Raw genomic sequence first — 13,754 nt, 5'->3', positions numbered from 1 at the left:
CCGCGGTTGGTTTCCAGAACCAACCGCGGGCCTGTCGCTAGCGGGAGTCCTTGCGGGACTGGGCTCGCTTTGTCGCAGCTCGGGTGGTGGCGTGGCGTTTCAGGCGGTCCGGGGTGCGCTGGCTGCGGTCGGCTACCTGGTCGCCGCGTGGGTTGCGGCGGCCGCCTGACGATGGCGGAACCGGCGGCGGGGTGAAGGTTGCCGCTCGGGCTTCGGCGATGCGTTCCGCCTTGAAGGCGCGGGCGGCGGCGCGCGCGGCGGTGGCCAGGCGGCGGCTGACCCGGGCCAGGGCCTCTTCGAAGACCTCGGCCTTGTCGCGGTCGCGGCTGCCGCGTGGGTGGGCCTTGCCGCGTGCGCCCGTTGACCGCACCCGGGTCGCTGACTGGCGGCGGTAGAGCTTCACGTACTTGTCGCGGGCCCGGCGCACCCGGGTGTGCAGTGCGACCAGTTCGTCCTCGTCGAGCGGGGCGAGCTGGTCGGCCGACGTCTCGCGGACCAGGCCCTGTTCGGTCTCCGTCAGCGTTCCGACAAGCGCCTGCATGGCCGACCCCCTGGGGAAGCGAAGATTTCCCTTATCTTCGCCGTGGGGGAGGGCCTATGGGCCGGTTTCCGCTAGTAGGTGACGCCGATCTGGGTGCGGACCTCGTCGAGCAGGCCCATCACCTCGAGGGTGGTGGCGTGGGGGATCAGGGGGCTTTCGATCAGGCCTGCTTCCAGGCAGCGCTGCACCTCGATCGCCTCGAACTGGTAGCCCGAGCCGTCCTGGGCCCGCGTCACCGTCGATGGGTCCGCGCCCGGGCGGTGCAGGGTGTAGCTGGTCGTGTTGAAGAACGACGGCATTTCGATCCGCCCGCCGGTGCCCGAGATCGTGGCCCGGGTGGGTGTCGTGCCCAGTAGGCCGCAGGTCAGCGTGGCCATCGCGCCCGAGTCGTAGCCGAACACGATCGCGGTGTTCTCGTCGGTGCCTTCCGGTCCGATCTTGGCCCACGACCGGACGTGGTCCGGGGCGCCGAGCACCAGGTGCGCCATCGTGACCGGGTAGACGCCCAGGTCGAGCAGCGCGCCGCCGCCCAGCTCCTTGGCGCGCAGCCGGTGCGACGGCGGGAACGGGCCGTAGATGCCGAAGTCGGCCGCCACGGTGGTCACCTCGCCGATCGCGCCGTCGGCGATCAGGTCCAGGACCGCGCGTACGGTCGGGTTGACCCGGGTCCACATGGCTTCCATGAAGAACACGCCGGCCGCCCGTGCCGTGTCGACGAGCTCGGCCGCGCTGGCCCGGTCAAGGGTGACCGGCTTCTCGCAGAGCACCGGCTTGCCGGCCCGCAGGCACTCCAGGGCCGCCTCGTGGTGTGCCGAGTGCGGGGTGGCCACGTAGATCGCGTCGACCTCGGGGTCGGCGGCCAGCTCCGCCCACGACCCGTACGCCCGGGGTGCGTCGAACCGGGCCGCGAACGACTTCGCCGAGTCGATCGACCGCGAGCCGACCGCGACCAGCTCGGCGCCGGGCGCGTAGCGCAGGTCGCCGGCGAACTTGGCGGCGATCCCGCCGGTCGCGAGGATTCCCCATCTCGTCATGGCCCGCACGCTAGTCCACCTCGCTGCGGATAGGCTCGGCCGGTGGTCGAGGAGTTCGCAGTGCCACCCCAGATCGCCGACCACGCGCGGCGGTTCGTGGCCGAGGGCAAGACACCGGCGACGCCGCGGTTGGCGGCGACCGTTCTCCTGTTGCGACCGGCAGGAGACAGCGGGTTCGAGGTCTACCTGATCCGCCGGGTCGCGGCGATGGCCTTCGGCGGGATGTACGCGTTCCCCGGCGGCGGTGTCGACCCCACCGACTCCCAGGCCGACCTCGGCATCGACCCGACCGGGCTGGCCGCCCGGCTGGCCACCGACCCGCAGCGCGCCCAGGCGATCGTCTGCGCCGCCGCCCGCGAGGTCTTCGAGGAGGCCGGCGTCCTGCTCGCCGGCCCGACCGGCGACACCGTGGTCGGCGACGTCAGCGGCGACGACTGGGAGGCCGCCCGGCACGCGCTGGTCGGCCGGGACCTCGGCTTCGCCGACTTCCTCAAGACCCGCGACCTGACGTTGCGGGCCGACCTGCTGGCGCCGTGGAGCCGCTGGATCACGCCGGAGTTCGAGCCGCGCCGCTTCGACGCCTACTTCTTCGTCGCGGCGCTGCCCGGCGGGCAGGTCACCCGGGACGTCTCGGGCGAGGCCGACCACACCATGTGGATCCGCCCGGCGGACGCGGTGGCCCAGGCCCAGCGTGGCGATGTGGCCATGCTGCCACCGACGATCATGACGCTCCGGCAGGTCGCCGAGTGCGCGGACATCCCGTCGGTGTTCGCGGCCGCCGCCCGCCGCGAGCCGGCCGCCGGCACGATGCCGACGATCGACCTCACCGCGGACGGCGGCCCGCGCTTCAGGTACGGCTGACCGCGGTCAGGACGCCGCGAACGACGCCAGGTCGCGCCGCACCGCCGAAGCCGTGTGGGTGTCGGCCTTGACGAGCTCGGCCGGCGGGCCAGTGAAGAGCACCTCGCCGCCCTTGGTGCCGCCCTCCGGCCCGAGGTCGACGATCCAGTCGGCGTTCTTGATGACGTCGAGGTTGTGCTCGATCACGACCACCGAGTTGCCCTGGTTGACGAGCCGGTCGATGATCGCCAACAGATGCGAGATGTCAGACATGTGGAGGCCGGTGGTCGGCTCGTCCATCACGTACACCGTGCCGGTCTTGTGCAACTCGGTGGCGAGCTTGATGCGCTGGCACTCGCCGCCCGACAAGGTCGACAACGGCTGGCCCAGTCGCAGATAGTCGAGTCCCACGTCGTTGACCGCCGACAGGATCGTGCGCAGCTTCTTCTCGGTGAAGAACTCCGCCGCCTCGGCCGCCGTCAGCTCCAGCACGTCGGCGATCGACCTGCCCCGCAGGTGGTAGTCGAGCACCTCCTGCGAGAACCGCCGGCCCCGGCAGATCTCGCACGGTGACTTGAAACCGTCCATGAACCCGAGGTCCGTGTAGATCACCCCGAGGCCCTGGCAGTTGGCGCAGGCGCCCTTGGAGTTGAAGCTGAACAGCCCGGCGTTGACGCCGTTGGCCTTGGCGAACAGCCGCCGGATGTCGTCCATCAGGCCCGTGTACGTGGCCGGGTTCGAGCGGATCGAGGCACCCACCGCCGACTGGTCGATGTTGATCGCGTCCGGGAACTGGCTGAGGAACACCTCGTTGACCAGCGTGCTCTTGCCGGACCCGGCGACGCCCGTGACCACCGTGAGCACGCCCGTCGGGATGTCGACCGTCACGTTGCGCAGGTTGTTGAGCGTCGCGCCGCGGATGGTCAACGCGCCGGTCGGTGTGCGGGCCCGCTCCTTGAGCGGCAGCGCGTGCCGGATGAACCGGCCGGTCAGGGTCGGCGCCGACGCCAGGTCCGCGAAGCTGCCTTCGAAGACCACCTCACCGCCGTGCGCACCGGCCTTCGGACCCATGTCGACCACGTGGTCGGCCACCGCGATCACGTCGCGGTCGTGCTCGACGACCAGCACCGTGTTGCCCTTGTCGCGCAGCTTGACCAGCAGCTCGTTGAGGCGCTGCACGTCGTGCGCGTGCAGGCCGATGCTGGGCTCGTCGAAGACGTACATCATGTCGGTCAGGCTGCTGCTCAGGTGCCGGACCATCTTGATCCGCTGCGACTCGCCGCCGGACAGGCTGGTCGTCTCGCGGTCGAGCCGGATGTAGCCGAGCCCGATGGTCACCAGGTTGCGCACCCGGTCGGTGAGGCTCTCGACGATGGGTCGGCCCGCGCCCTCGACCGAGCCGGCCAGCTCGACCAACGTGGCCAGCAGCGACGTCGCCTCCATCGCCAGCAGGTCGGTGATGTGGTAGCCGGCGACCTCGACCGACAACGCCGCCGGAGACAGCCGGCCGCCCTTGCAGAGCGGGCACGTGCCGGTGGTGACGAAGCGGAGGAGGCTCTCGCGGTTGCGGTCGGACATCGCGCCGATGTCCTTCTTGATGTAGAGCCGAGTGAACTTGTCGACCAGGCCTTCGTACGTCGTGTTTATCTTGCCGCCCTGCCACTCGACCGGAACCTTGCCGGTGCCGTGCAGCAGCACCTCCCATTCCTGGTCGGAGTAGTCGCTCAGCGGCTTGTCGGCGTCGAACCAGCCGGACACCAGGTACGTGCTCAGGTACCAACCGCCGACCGCGAAGTCGGGGTGCAGCACGGCGCCCTCGCCCAGCGACTTCGACCGGTCGAGCAGCTTGTCGAGGTCGAGCGTGGTCACCCGGCCGAGTCCCTCGCACTCGGGGCACATGCCCTGCGGGTCGTTGAAGGAGAACGCGTTCGAGTAGCCGACGTGCGGGGTGCCGACCCGCGAGAACAGCAGCCGGACCAGCGGGTTGATGTCGGTGATGGTGCCGACGGTCGAGCGTGAGCTGCCGCCGAGCCGCTTCTGGTCGACCACGATCGCGGCCGACAGGTTGGCGATCGAGTCGACGTCGGGCTGGCCGTAGCTCGGCAGGAAGTTGCGGGCGAACGCGGTGAAGGTCTCGTTGAGCTGCCGCTGTGCCTCCGCGGCGACGGTGTCGAACACCAGTGACGACTTGCCGGAACCGGAGACACCGGTGAACACGGTGATCCGGCCCTTCGGGATCTGGACGGTGACGTCCTTGAGGTTGTTTTCGCGGGCTCCGACGATCTCGATGTGGTCAGTCAGCACCCGTACACTGTACGGAACGCGTCAACAGAGTTCCGTCACGTAGACCCGGGCGTCCCGGTCCGAGGTGGGCAGCACCACGACCGCCTCGTTCGCACCGCGCCGGTACGCGTAGACCTTGGCGCTGTCGACGACCACGACGCCCTGGTCGTGCTGCCGCGCGACGGCCGGGTCGACGGACACCTGGTAGCCGACGGCGGACGCCGTCGCGGCGGGCCGGCCGGACGGGCATCGGGCGAACGCGACTCTCGGCTCCTCGACCGACGCCGCGCCCAGCACCGACAGGACCTCGCCCGGCTTGGCGTGCTGCTCGGTCTCCGGAAGCAGGTCGGCCGACACGACGCCGTCGCTGGGCCGGCAGCCCGTCGTGATGGTCACCTGCACCTCGCTCGGCGTGATCACCTTGCCGCGCACGGCCACGAACTCCCCGGCGTCGGCCCGCAGTGCCTTGCCGTCGGTGCTGACCTCGACCTGGTAGGCCGGCGGGTAGCCGGTGCCGAGCCGGCCCAGGAAGGCCGCGGCGTCCGGCGTGAAGAACCGGACCACGCTGGTCGCGGTCGCGCCAGCGCGGAACGGGGTGATGCGGCAACCCTCTTCGACCGTGACCGGCATGAGCACCGGCACGACGTCAGCACCGGCCTGGGCGAGGCTGAGGCCCACCGCCCCGTCGACCACGCGCAACGCCGCGGCCAGGTCGCGCTGCTCGCGCACGGTCGGCTCGTCGGTGCGGTGCGACACCACGGCGAGCACGCCGAGGACCAGAGCCCAGGCGGCCAGGCCGCCGACCACCCAGCGGCGCCGTCGTGTCACCGGGCCATGGTGACACGACGGCGCCCCGACCGATGGCCGGGGCGCCGTTGGTGAAGCGAAGTGTCAGCCGACCTGGACACCGGTCTCGGTCACGCCACGCGCGGCGGTGACCGTCGTGTCGCCGTTGCCGTGCCGGGACAGGGCGCGCAGCGTCCACGTGCCCGGTGCGGCGAAGAACCGGAACTGCCCGGCCGGCGAGGTGACCACCTCGGCGGCGAACTCACCGGTCGCGTCGAGCAGCCGGACGTACGCGCCGCCGACGGCGGAACCGTCCGCCGCCGTCACGACGCCCGTGATCACGGTTTCCTTCTCGAGGTCGACGCTGGCCGGCAGCGGCGCCGACTGGTCGGGCGCCGCGCAACTGGCGTCGACGGGAACGGTCGTCATCGTGGTCACGCCTTCCCCGGCTCGTCGCCGAGCGCGACGGGCACGCCGACGAGGGAGCCGTACTCGGTCCAGGAACCGTCGTAGTTCTTCACGTTGGCGTGCCCGAGCAGCTCCTTGAGCACGAACCAGGTGTGCGAGGAACGCTCGCCGATCCGGCAGTACGCGATGGTGTCCTTGCCCTCGTCGAGACCGGCGGCCGAGTAGATGGCGCGGAGCTCGTCATCGGTCTTGAACGTGCCGTCCTCGTTGGCGGCCTTGGACCACGGCACGGACACCGCGGTCGGGATGTGGCCACCGCGCTGCGCCTGCTCCTGCGGAAGGTGCGCCGGGGCCAGCAGGCGGCCGGCGTACTCGTCGGGGGAGCGGACGTCGACCAGGTTCTGGGTGCCGATCGCCTTGACCACCTCGTCGCGGAAGGCGCGGATCGTGGTGTCCGGCTCCTGCGCCGAGTAGGTGGTCTGCTCGCGGCTCGGCAGGTCCTTGACCAGCGGCCGGGCGTCGAGCTCCCACTTCTTGCGGCCACCGTCGAGCAGCTTGACGTCGCCGTGGCCGTAGAGCTTGAAGTACCAGTACGCGTAGGCCGCGAACCAGTTGTTGTTGCCGCCGTAGAGGACCACGGTGTCGTCGTTGCCGATGCCCCGGGCGGAGAGCAGCGCCTCGAACTGCTCCTTGTTGACGAAGTCCCGGCGGACCGGGTCCTGGAGGTCGGTCTTCCAGTCGAGCTTGATGGCGCCGGGCAGGTGGCCACCGTCGTAGGCGTTGGTGTCCTCGTCGACCTCGACGAAGACCACGCCGGAGGCGCCGAGGTTCTTCTCGGCCCAGTCGGCCGAAACGAGTGCGGTGTCGCGACTCATCAGTTCACTCCTGTGTGTGGACGGAGGTGGTGGTGAGTCAACGCGCGCGGGGAAGGTGGTTATCGCCGCTCACGCGCGTGACCCAGGATTAGGGATCACGGGTAGAGCGACGGCGGCACTGCCGGGCGGGAAAGGGAAAGAGCAGACCTCAGCGCGCCGCCGTCAGCTGACGGGGCGACACAGGCAGGTGGCCACGCGGCACAGGTCGACCGCGCGCCGTTTGGTGAGGAACGTCCCCATGGGGATGAAGGCTACCAGCAGTGCACTGCGTGGTCACCGGGCTGACCACCATCCGGGAGTGCCGACCGGGTGAGCCGGGTCACCCGTTCAGCGGCACGTCCTTGGCCGTCGCGGTCACGGCCAGCCCGTCGGTGGTGGCCTCGACCCGCTTGAGCTCCATGTTGAAGGGCAGCGCCGGCACATCCACGCTGATCGAGATCCGCTGGACGAAGTTGGCGACCACTTCCTGTGCGAGCGGCACCGCCGGCAGCCCGTCCGCCGTCGCGTCTTTGAGGTTGATCTTGATCTTCCGGCCCTCGACCGCGAGCTCCGCGGCGCCGTTGACCGTGAACCGCTGGCCGAGCACCTCGACCGGCGCGCTGGCGAGCAGCTTGCCGTCGCGCTCGGAGAGCTTCAGGCCCGGCTGGTCGATCAGGGCGGTGACGCTCTCGTACGTGACCGTCCCGGTGCCGTCGACGGTCTTGGCGATCACGTCACCCTGGCCGCTGCGCAGGGTGTTCAGCGTGGCGGCCACGTCGCGGGCCACCACGTCGAGCCGCGGCAGGTTGACCGCGTTGCCGTCGACGTCGCCCTTGACGTCGCGCATGACGATCGAGATCTCCTTGTAGTTGCCGGCCAGCACCTGGGTCAGGAACGGGAAGCCGCCGACCGACACCTCCGGCGGGGCCGACTGCACCTTCTGCGCGGCCACCTCCCGGCTGACCTGCTCGGCGATCTTCTTCTCGGCGAAGTTGGCGGCCACCCGGTCACCCGCGACCAGGATCCCGGCGATCACGATGAGCATCACGAGCAACGTGATCAACACGCGTCGCCCGCGGCGGCGTCGTGGACGGGTTTCCTCCGCGTAGTAGGTGGTCGTCACCGTTCCTCCTCGTTGTTGTCTTCCTCCTTACTTACGCGGCTTCTTACCCAGCCGGGTCAAGTCAGGAACAACACCGTCATGGCGTACGCGGCCGGCGCGGCGAGGGCGAAGCCGCCCAGCGGGCCCTGCATGTGCCGCGCCACCCAGAGCGTGGGCCGGTCGCCGGCCATCTGCCGCCCGGCCTCGGAGTAGTCGGCCGCCAGGTCGGCGAGCACGGCGAAGACGGCGGCCACCAGGCCGACGACGGCCGCGCTGCTGGGGCTGAAGGTGAAGAGGTAGGACCCGAGGACGGCGCTGAGCAGGGTGCCGGCCATCGCACCGAAGATCACGCCGCTGGCGCCGCGCGGCACCTGGGGCGCCAGCCTCGGCTTCGGGTAGACCGCGTCGGCGATCCGGGCGACCATCAGCGCGACCGCGCTCGCCGTGACGCACAGCAGGATCACCTGGGTGCCGAGCGGGATCCGGCTCAGCATGACCAGCGACGCGAACGCGACCATGCCGAGGACCAGCACGAGGGTGGACCGCAGCGACTCGCTGATCCGCCGCCGGTCGTCCGGGCGGATCGCCTGGCCGGCCACCGCGACCGCCACCCCGGCCAGCCCGATCAGGCCCAGCGTGCCCAGCCCGGGCTCCGCCGCGCGCACCGTGTGCAGGTCGCTCCAGCCCGCCACGACCAGGCAGACGCCGCCGACGACCAGCGGCGCCGGCGGGCGGGTGGCCATCAGCCAGGCGAGCACGAAGAGCGCCTGGACGCCGGCCAGCATGAGGGCGAACGGCACGCGGGCGCCCGGGCTCGAGGACTGGGCGCCGAAGATCAGACCGATCCCGACCAACCCGGAGAAGACCGCGATCGCCACGGACAGCGCGGGCCGGACCGGCGTGATCTCTATCTCTTCGAGATCTTCGTCGTCGGGAGCGCCGGCGTCGGCCGAGGTCGCCGGGGAAGTCGAGGGGAACACGCACCGATCGTGCCAGACCCGCCCCAACCACGGACACTTCGCCGGGTCATCTCCACCGAACGCCGGAGATGAACGGACGGACACCGGGCGGTTACAGCCGCCTCATCGGTTAAGCTCGGTTCGACTCGTGGAGGGCGTTTACGCAGGCGTAACACGGCTGAGCGAGGCTGGCACCACCCCGTCAGCGAAGCCGGGTTCCCCGCCGCGGCCCCAACGCCGCGATAAGACGGAGGTGACTGACGCGTGGAGATCCTGCTACTGGTGACCGCTCGCGCCGGCGAGCCGGCCAGCGTGTTGTCCGCGCTCGACCTGCTCCCGCACTCGGTTCGCACCGCGCCCCGCGACGTGCGCACGCTGGTCAATGGCCCGAGCCCCGACGCCGTCCTGGTCGACGCGCGCTCCGAGCTCTCCGAAGCCCGGGCGACCTGCCGGATGCTGCACGCGACCGGCCTGGGCGTCCCGCTGATCGCCGTGGTCACCGAGGCCGGGCTGATCGCGCTCAACGCCGACTGGGGTGTCGACGACGTGATCCTGGCCAGCGCCGGCCCCGCCGAGGTCGAGGCCCGGCTGCGGCTGGCGGTCGGCCGGCTGACCAACGCCACCAACGCCGCCAACGGGCTGATCCGGGCGGGCGAGCTGGCGATCGACCCGGACACCTACGCGGCCAAGCTCAAGGGCCGCCCGCTCGACCTCACCTACAAGGAGTTCGAGCTGCTCAAGTTCCTCGCCCAGCACCCCGGCCGGGTGTTCACCCGCGACCAGTTGCTGCGCGAGGTCTGGGGCTACGACTACTTCGGTGGCACCCGCACGGTCGACGTCCACGTGCGGCGGCTGCGGGCCAAGCTCGGCTCCGAATACGAGTCGATGATCGGCACCGTCCGCCAGGTCGGCTACAAGTTCGTCGTGCCGCCCACGCGTTCCCTGCCCGACAACGAGCTGCTGTCGGTGTGATTCTCCGAGTTCCGTAAAGGCCGCCCCGTAACTTCGGGGCGGCCTTTGTCGTTTGTCCGGGTTTGGGCACGTAAAACACGAAAAATCCATACGCTGACTTCGTGAAGATCGGACCCACCACCAGGACCATCGCGATCGTCACGGTCATCGTCTCGGCGATCATCGGCAGCTCGCACCTCATCGGGGACTCCTCCCAGGACGAGCCCGAGCAGGGCAGGGCGGCGGCCGGGAGCTACGACAGCGACGCCGCCCGAGGCCAACGTCACCGCGGCGCCGCCGACGACGGTCGCGGCCTGGCGACGTCTCCGTCGGGCCGCGATCGGGCGAAGCAGAGCGCGGCCAACAAGCCACCACCGAAGCCGGACACTCCGCCGCCGTCCACGGCCGCGCCCGGTGGTCCTGGACCGGTCCAACAGGGCGTGCCAGCGATGCCGCCGATCCCCGCCGTGTTCAACCAGCGGGTCGTCGTCGGCCCCGGCCAGCCGCCGCTGCTGCCCGACAAGGACGGGCCCTTCGGCAGCCGGATGACCACCGGCACGCTCCAGGTCGCGCTGACCTTCGACGACGGGCCTGATCCGAAGTACACGCCTGAGGTGCTGGCGCTGCTCGACGAGTACCAGATCAAGGCGACGTTCTGCCTGGTCGGCGAGATGGTCGTGCAGTTCCCCGCGCTGGTGCGGCAGATCGTCGACGAGGGTCACACGCTCTGCAACCACACCTGGAACCACGACGTGGAGCTCGGCAAGAAGAGCAAGGCGGTGATCCGGGCCGACATGAAGCGCACGAACGACGCGATCCACCAGGCGGTGCCGGGCGCCAAGATCTCGTACTTCCGACACCCCGGTGGCGCCTGGACCCAGGCGGCGGTCGACGTGGCCAAGGAGTTCGGCATGTCGTCGCTGCACTGGACGGTCGACCCGCAGGACTGGACCAAACCGGGTGCGAAGAGCATCGAGAGCGTCGTCAACACCGGCACGGCGATCGGTTCGATCGTGCTGATGCACGACGCCGGCGGCGAGCGGGAGGGCACCGTCACCGCCCTCAAGACGATCCTGCCGGACCTGGAGAAGCGGTTCGCGCTCGCCGCGCTGCCGCCGGGCATCGACCCACCGAAGCGCCACGGCATCGAACTGCCCATCCATGCCGGACAGAGGTGACGGCTAACGTGATCACGTGACTGTGATCCGGCTCGACCGTCTCGACCCGGCGGAGGTCGCCGCGGTGCTCGACCTGGCCTCCCAGGCGGGCGACACCGACGGCGCCTACCCGTTCTCCGAGCACGTGGTGCTGCACATCCGCCACGGCGGCGAGCAGGCGGCCGTACACCTGCTGGTCCAGGATCCGGACGGGACGCTGGCCGGCTACGCGCACGTCGACACGACCGACGAGGTGGAGGGTGCCGCCGCCGAGCTCGTCGTGCACCCGCTGCGCCGCCGGCACGGCCTCGGACGGGAGCTGGTCAACGCCGCCATCGACGCCGCGGCCGCGGCCGGGTCACGGTCGCTGCGGCTCTGGGCGCACGGCGACCACCCGTCGGCCGGCGCGCTGGCCGTCGAGCTCGGCTTCACCCGGGCCCGCGTGCTGTTCCAGATGCGCCGCTCGCTCTTCGCGCCGCTGCCCGAACGGGAGCTGCCGCCCGGGGTCACCCTGCGCGCCTTCGAGCCGGGCCGCGACGAGCAGGACTGGGTGCGGGTCAACGCCCGCGCCTTCGCCCACCACCCGGACCAGGGCCGGTGGACCATCGACGACCTGCGGATCCGGATGGCGGAGCCGTGGTTCGACCCGGCCGGCTTCCTGCTGGCGGTCGACGCGGACTCAGGTGAGCTGCTCGGCTTCCACTGGACCAAGGTGCACGGGCAGGGCGCACACCAGCACGACCCGATCGGCGAGGTGTACGTCGTCGGCGTCGACCCGGACGCGCAGGGTCGCAAGCTGGGCGGCGCGCTGACCGTCGCCGGGCTGCGCCACCTGCGCGGTGCCGGCCTGGACCAGGCGATGCTCTACGTCGACGAGTCCAACACCGCCGCGTTCCGGCTGTACACCGGGCTCGGCTTCGCCGTGTGGTCGACGGACGTGAGCTACCGCCGCTCAGAGTGAGCGGCCATACTCGGCCACCGCGCCGATCAGGCTGACGAACGCCGCCAGGCACAGCCACGTGCGCACGTGGTTCCAGCGCACCCACTTCGCCTCGAACGCGACCCGTACCGCGTGCGGGTCGGTCAGCTTCTCCGGATCGCCGTCGGCGACCAGGGCGTTGTTGAGCGGGACGTTGACCCCGAAGGTGATGCCGAGCTGGATCGCGTAGAGGACGGCGGCGGCGACGATCCACCACACCGTCCGTTCACCCGCGTTCAGACCGAGCGCGACCAGCGTGAAGGGCAGCGCGCCGCCGAACGAGAACGCGAACAGGCCATTCAGGATCTTGATGTTGATCTCCCGCATGGCGATGACGAAGGTACGGTCGTCGGTGCTCGCGAGGCCGCGCATCACCGCGACGCTGAACGTGTAGAAGAGGCCGGCGGCCAGCCCGGTGGCCAGCACCGCCAGCGCGAGAAAGCCGCCACGGACGGTCAGCACGTCAGTCATACCCATGAGTCTGTTCGGTTGGCGGACATCGAACCATCGCTCAAACGCTCGCGCGCATACGCCGTCGTCTGCGGCCGGTTAACGGGATCGACATCCATGGCTCAGCAGGTGGCCATCCGCGCGGCCGGAGCTGTTCACCCCACGTTCACTCGGGCCCGGGGAGTCGGCTACCTACCCCTCTTAACTTCGCTGGTAGCACCGGGGGCAGCACGCTTCCGGGCCTTACCGAGAAACCTCGTTTCGAAGGGATATCCCTCAGGTGAAGCTCCAGCGGCACGGCACCATCGCCTGCCTTGCTCTGACGGCGGCGCTCGCGCTCAGCGCGTGTGGCTCGGACAACGAGGCGCCCAGCACGCCTGGTGCGACCGGCGGCGCCTCCACCGCGGCGGCCGACTGCGCTACGGGCACGCTCAACGCGTTCGGCTCGTCCGCGCAGAAGAACGCCGTTGACGAGTGGCGCAAGGCCTACCAGCAGCTCTGCACCGGCGTGACCATCAACTACGAGCCCAACGGCTCCGGCGCCGGCATCCAGTCGTTCATCGCCAAGACCGCCGACTTCGCGGGCTCGGACTCGGCGCTCAAGGAAGAAGAGCAGCCGCAGGCCGACGCCCGGTGTGGCTCCGGCCCGGCCATCCACCTGCCCATGGTGATCGGCCCGGTCGCGGTCGCCTACAACCTGCCCGGCGTCGACGGCCTGCAGCTCAAGCCCGACACCCTGGCGAAGATCTTCTCCGGCGCCATCAAGAAGTGGGACGACCCGGCGATCAAGGCCGACAACGCGAGCGCCACGCTCCCGTCGACCAACATCCAGACCGTGCACCGGTCGGACGAGTCGGGCACGACCGACAACTTCACCAAGTACCTGAGCACCGTCGCCCCGGGCAGCTGGGCCTTCAGCAACGCCAAGGCGTGGAAGGCCCCGGGCGGCACCGGTTCCAAGGGCTCCGACGGCGTTGCCGGCTCGGTGAAGTCGACCGAGGGCTCGATCGCCTACATGGAGTGGTCGTACGCGGAGAACGGCGGCCTGTCCAAGGCCAAGATCGCGAACGGCGCCGGTGAGTTCACCGAGCTGACCGCCGAGGCGGCCGGCAAGACCATCGCGGGCGCCGAGGTCACCGGCACCGGCGACGACCTCAAGATGAAGATCGACTACGCCACCAAGACCCCGGGTGCCTACCCGATCGTCCTGGTGACCTACGAGATCGTCTGCAGCAAGGGCACCCCGGCCGACAAGCTCGCGCTGGTCAAGGGCTTCCTGAGCTACGCCGCCAGCGCGGAGGGCCAGGGTTCGCTGACCGAGCTCGGCTACGCGCCGCTGCCGACCGAGGTCCAGACCAAGGTCGCCGCCGCTATCAAGTCCCTCGCCTGAGCAAGTCCTAGGAACCGAAC

15 protein-coding genes are annotated in these 13,754 nt (G+C 70.4%); 5 read left to right on the top strand and 10 right to left on the bottom strand.

Annotated features, from left to right (window positions below; all coding sequences use genetic code 11):
• Window positions 1–37: 37 nt before the first annotated feature.
• Together CHC05_RS28205 and CHC05_RS28200 are read right to left on the bottom strand one after the other, a co-directional pair.
• Complete coding sequence (locus CHC05_RS28205) at window positions 38–541, bottom strand: hypothetical protein (protein ID WP_089253602.1); 504 nt, start codon at window positions 539–541, stop codon at window positions 38–40.
• A 71-nt stretch (window positions 542–612) separates the two neighbouring features.
• Window positions 613–1,575 carry a Gfo/Idh/MocA family protein gene (locus tag CHC05_RS28200; RefSeq protein WP_089253601.1) on the bottom strand — a complete coding sequence of 321 codons (963 nt, stop codon included), beginning with the start codon at window positions 1,573–1,575 and terminating at the stop codon, window positions 613–615.
• A gap of 42 nt (window positions 1,576–1,617) precedes the next feature.
• Between CHC05_RS28200 and CHC05_RS28195 the strand changes: the two genes are divergently transcribed.
• Complete coding sequence (locus CHC05_RS28195; RefSeq protein ID WP_089253600.1) at window positions 1,618–2,436, top strand: NUDIX hydrolase; 819 nt, start codon at window positions 1,618–1,620, stop codon at window positions 2,434–2,436.
• A gap of 6 nt (window positions 2,437–2,442) precedes the next feature.
• Here CHC05_RS28195 and CHC05_RS28190 read toward each other — a convergent pair whose 3' ends face one another.
• The 7 genes from CHC05_RS28190 to CHC05_RS28165 all read right to left on the bottom strand — a co-directional run bounded on the left by CHC05_RS28190 (window position 2,443) and on the right by CHC05_RS28165 (window position 8,828).
• Window positions 2,443–4,716, bottom strand: a complete 2,274-nt coding sequence (locus CHC05_RS28190; RefSeq protein WP_218824707.1) for an ATP-binding cassette domain-containing protein — start codon at window positions 4,714–4,716, stop codon at window positions 2,443–2,445.
• A 24-nt stretch (window positions 4,717–4,740) separates the two neighbouring features.
• A complete protein-coding gene (locus tag CHC05_RS28185; RefSeq protein ID WP_144022802.1) occupies window positions 4,741–5,526 on the bottom strand; it encodes a hypothetical protein in 786 nt (261 codons plus the stop codon).
• Window positions 5,527–5,589: 63 nt separating this feature from the next.
• Window positions 5,590–5,913: a DUF1416 domain-containing protein gene (locus CHC05_RS28180; protein WP_089253710.1), complete on the bottom strand. Its 324-nt coding sequence runs from the start codon at window positions 5,911–5,913 to the stop codon at window positions 5,590–5,592.
• 5 nt (window positions 5,914–5,918) lie between these two features.
• The gene (locus tag CHC05_RS28175) at window positions 5,919–6,767 is read right to left on the bottom strand and encodes a sulfurtransferase (RefSeq protein WP_089253597.1); all 849 of its coding nucleotides are present in this window, start codon (window positions 6,765–6,767) and stop codon (window positions 5,919–5,921) included.
• A 162-nt stretch (window positions 6,768–6,929) separates the two neighbouring features.
• The gene (locus CHC05_RS43300; protein WP_342745687.1) at window positions 6,930–7,007 is read right to left on the bottom strand and encodes an Ms5788A family Cys-rich leader peptide; all 78 of its coding nucleotides are present in this window, start codon (window positions 7,005–7,007) and stop codon (window positions 6,930–6,932) included.
• A 79-nt stretch (window positions 7,008–7,086) separates the two neighbouring features.
• Window positions 7,087–7,869, bottom strand: coding sequence for an LmeA family phospholipid-binding protein (locus CHC05_RS28170; protein WP_425426852.1), 783 nt, complete (start codon window positions 7,867–7,869; stop codon window positions 7,087–7,089).
• A gap of 56 nt (window positions 7,870–7,925) precedes the next feature.
• Window positions 7,926–8,828 (bottom strand): hypothetical protein, encoded by a 903-nt coding sequence (locus CHC05_RS28165; protein WP_089253596.1) that lies wholly within the window; start codon window positions 8,826–8,828, stop codon window positions 7,926–7,928.
• 243 nt (window positions 8,829–9,071) lie between these two features.
• On the opposite strand from CHC05_RS28165, the gene CHC05_RS28160 reads away from it, so the two are divergent.
• The 3 genes from CHC05_RS28160 (at window position 9,072) to mshD (ending at window position 11,876) form a co-directional block, all read left to right on the top strand.
• Window positions 9,072–9,779, top strand: coding sequence for a winged helix-turn-helix transcriptional regulator (locus tag CHC05_RS28160; RefSeq protein WP_089253595.1), 708 nt, complete (start codon window positions 9,072–9,074; stop codon window positions 9,777–9,779).
• 101 nt (window positions 9,780–9,880) lie between these two features.
• The gene (locus tag CHC05_RS28155; RefSeq protein ID WP_245871258.1) at window positions 9,881–10,936 is read left to right on the top strand and encodes a polysaccharide deacetylase family protein; all 1,056 of its coding nucleotides are present in this window, start codon (window positions 9,881–9,883) and stop codon (window positions 10,934–10,936) included.
• 16 nt (window positions 10,937–10,952) lie between these two features.
• Entirely contained in the window at window positions 10,953–11,876 is a 924-nt protein-coding gene (gene mshD, locus CHC05_RS28150) for a mycothiol synthase (protein ID WP_089253594.1), read from the top strand.
• Here the strand turns inward: mshD and CHC05_RS28145 are convergent.
• Entirely contained in the window at window positions 11,868–12,365 is a 498-nt protein-coding gene (locus CHC05_RS28145) for an anthrone oxygenase family protein (protein WP_089253593.1), read from the bottom strand. The genes mshD and CHC05_RS28145 overlap by 9 nt on opposite strands.
• Window positions 12,366–12,624: 259 nt before the next feature.
• Here CHC05_RS28145 and pstS point away from each other — a divergent pair, with 259 nt between their 5' ends.
• The gene (gene pstS / locus CHC05_RS28140) at window positions 12,625–13,734 is read left to right on the top strand and encodes a phosphate ABC transporter substrate-binding protein PstS (protein WP_089253592.1); all 1,110 of its coding nucleotides are present in this window, start codon (window positions 12,625–12,627) and stop codon (window positions 13,732–13,734) included.
• The last annotated feature ends 20 nt before the right edge of the window (window positions 13,735–13,754 follow it).

Source organism: Asanoa hainanensis (assembly GCF_900188485.1).
GTDB lineage: Bacteria > Actinomycetota > Actinomycetes > Mycobacteriales > Micromonosporaceae > Asanoa > Asanoa hainanensis.
This window is presented reverse-complemented; position numbering and strand designations above follow the sequence as displayed.

What these genes read in the sequence shown, in the direction of transcription:
- CHC05_RS28205 (WP_089253602.1), bottom strand. Translation starts at nt 541, where the DNA reads ATGCAGGCGCTTGTCGGAACGCTGACGGAGACCGAACAGGGCCTGGTC.
- CHC05_RS28200 (WP_089253601.1), bottom strand. Translation starts at nt 1,575, where the DNA reads ATGACGAGATGGGGAATCCTCGCGACCGGCGGGATCGCCGCCAAGTTC.
- CHC05_RS28180 (WP_089253710.1), bottom strand. Translation starts at nt 5,913, where the DNA reads ATGACGACCGTTCCCGTCGACGCCAGTTGCGCGGCGCCCGACCAGTCG.
- CHC05_RS28175 (WP_089253597.1), bottom strand. Translation starts at nt 6,767, where the DNA reads ATGAGTCGCGACACCGCACTCGTTTCGGCCGACTGGGCCGAGAAGAAC.
- CHC05_RS43300 (WP_342745687.1), bottom strand. Translation starts at nt 7,007, where the DNA reads ATGGGGACGTTCCTCACCAAACGGCGCGCGGTCGACCTGTGCCGCGTG.
- CHC05_RS28145 (WP_089253593.1), bottom strand. Translation starts at nt 12,365, where the DNA reads ATGACTGACGTGCTGACCGTCCGTGGCGGCTTTCTCGCGCTGGCGGTG.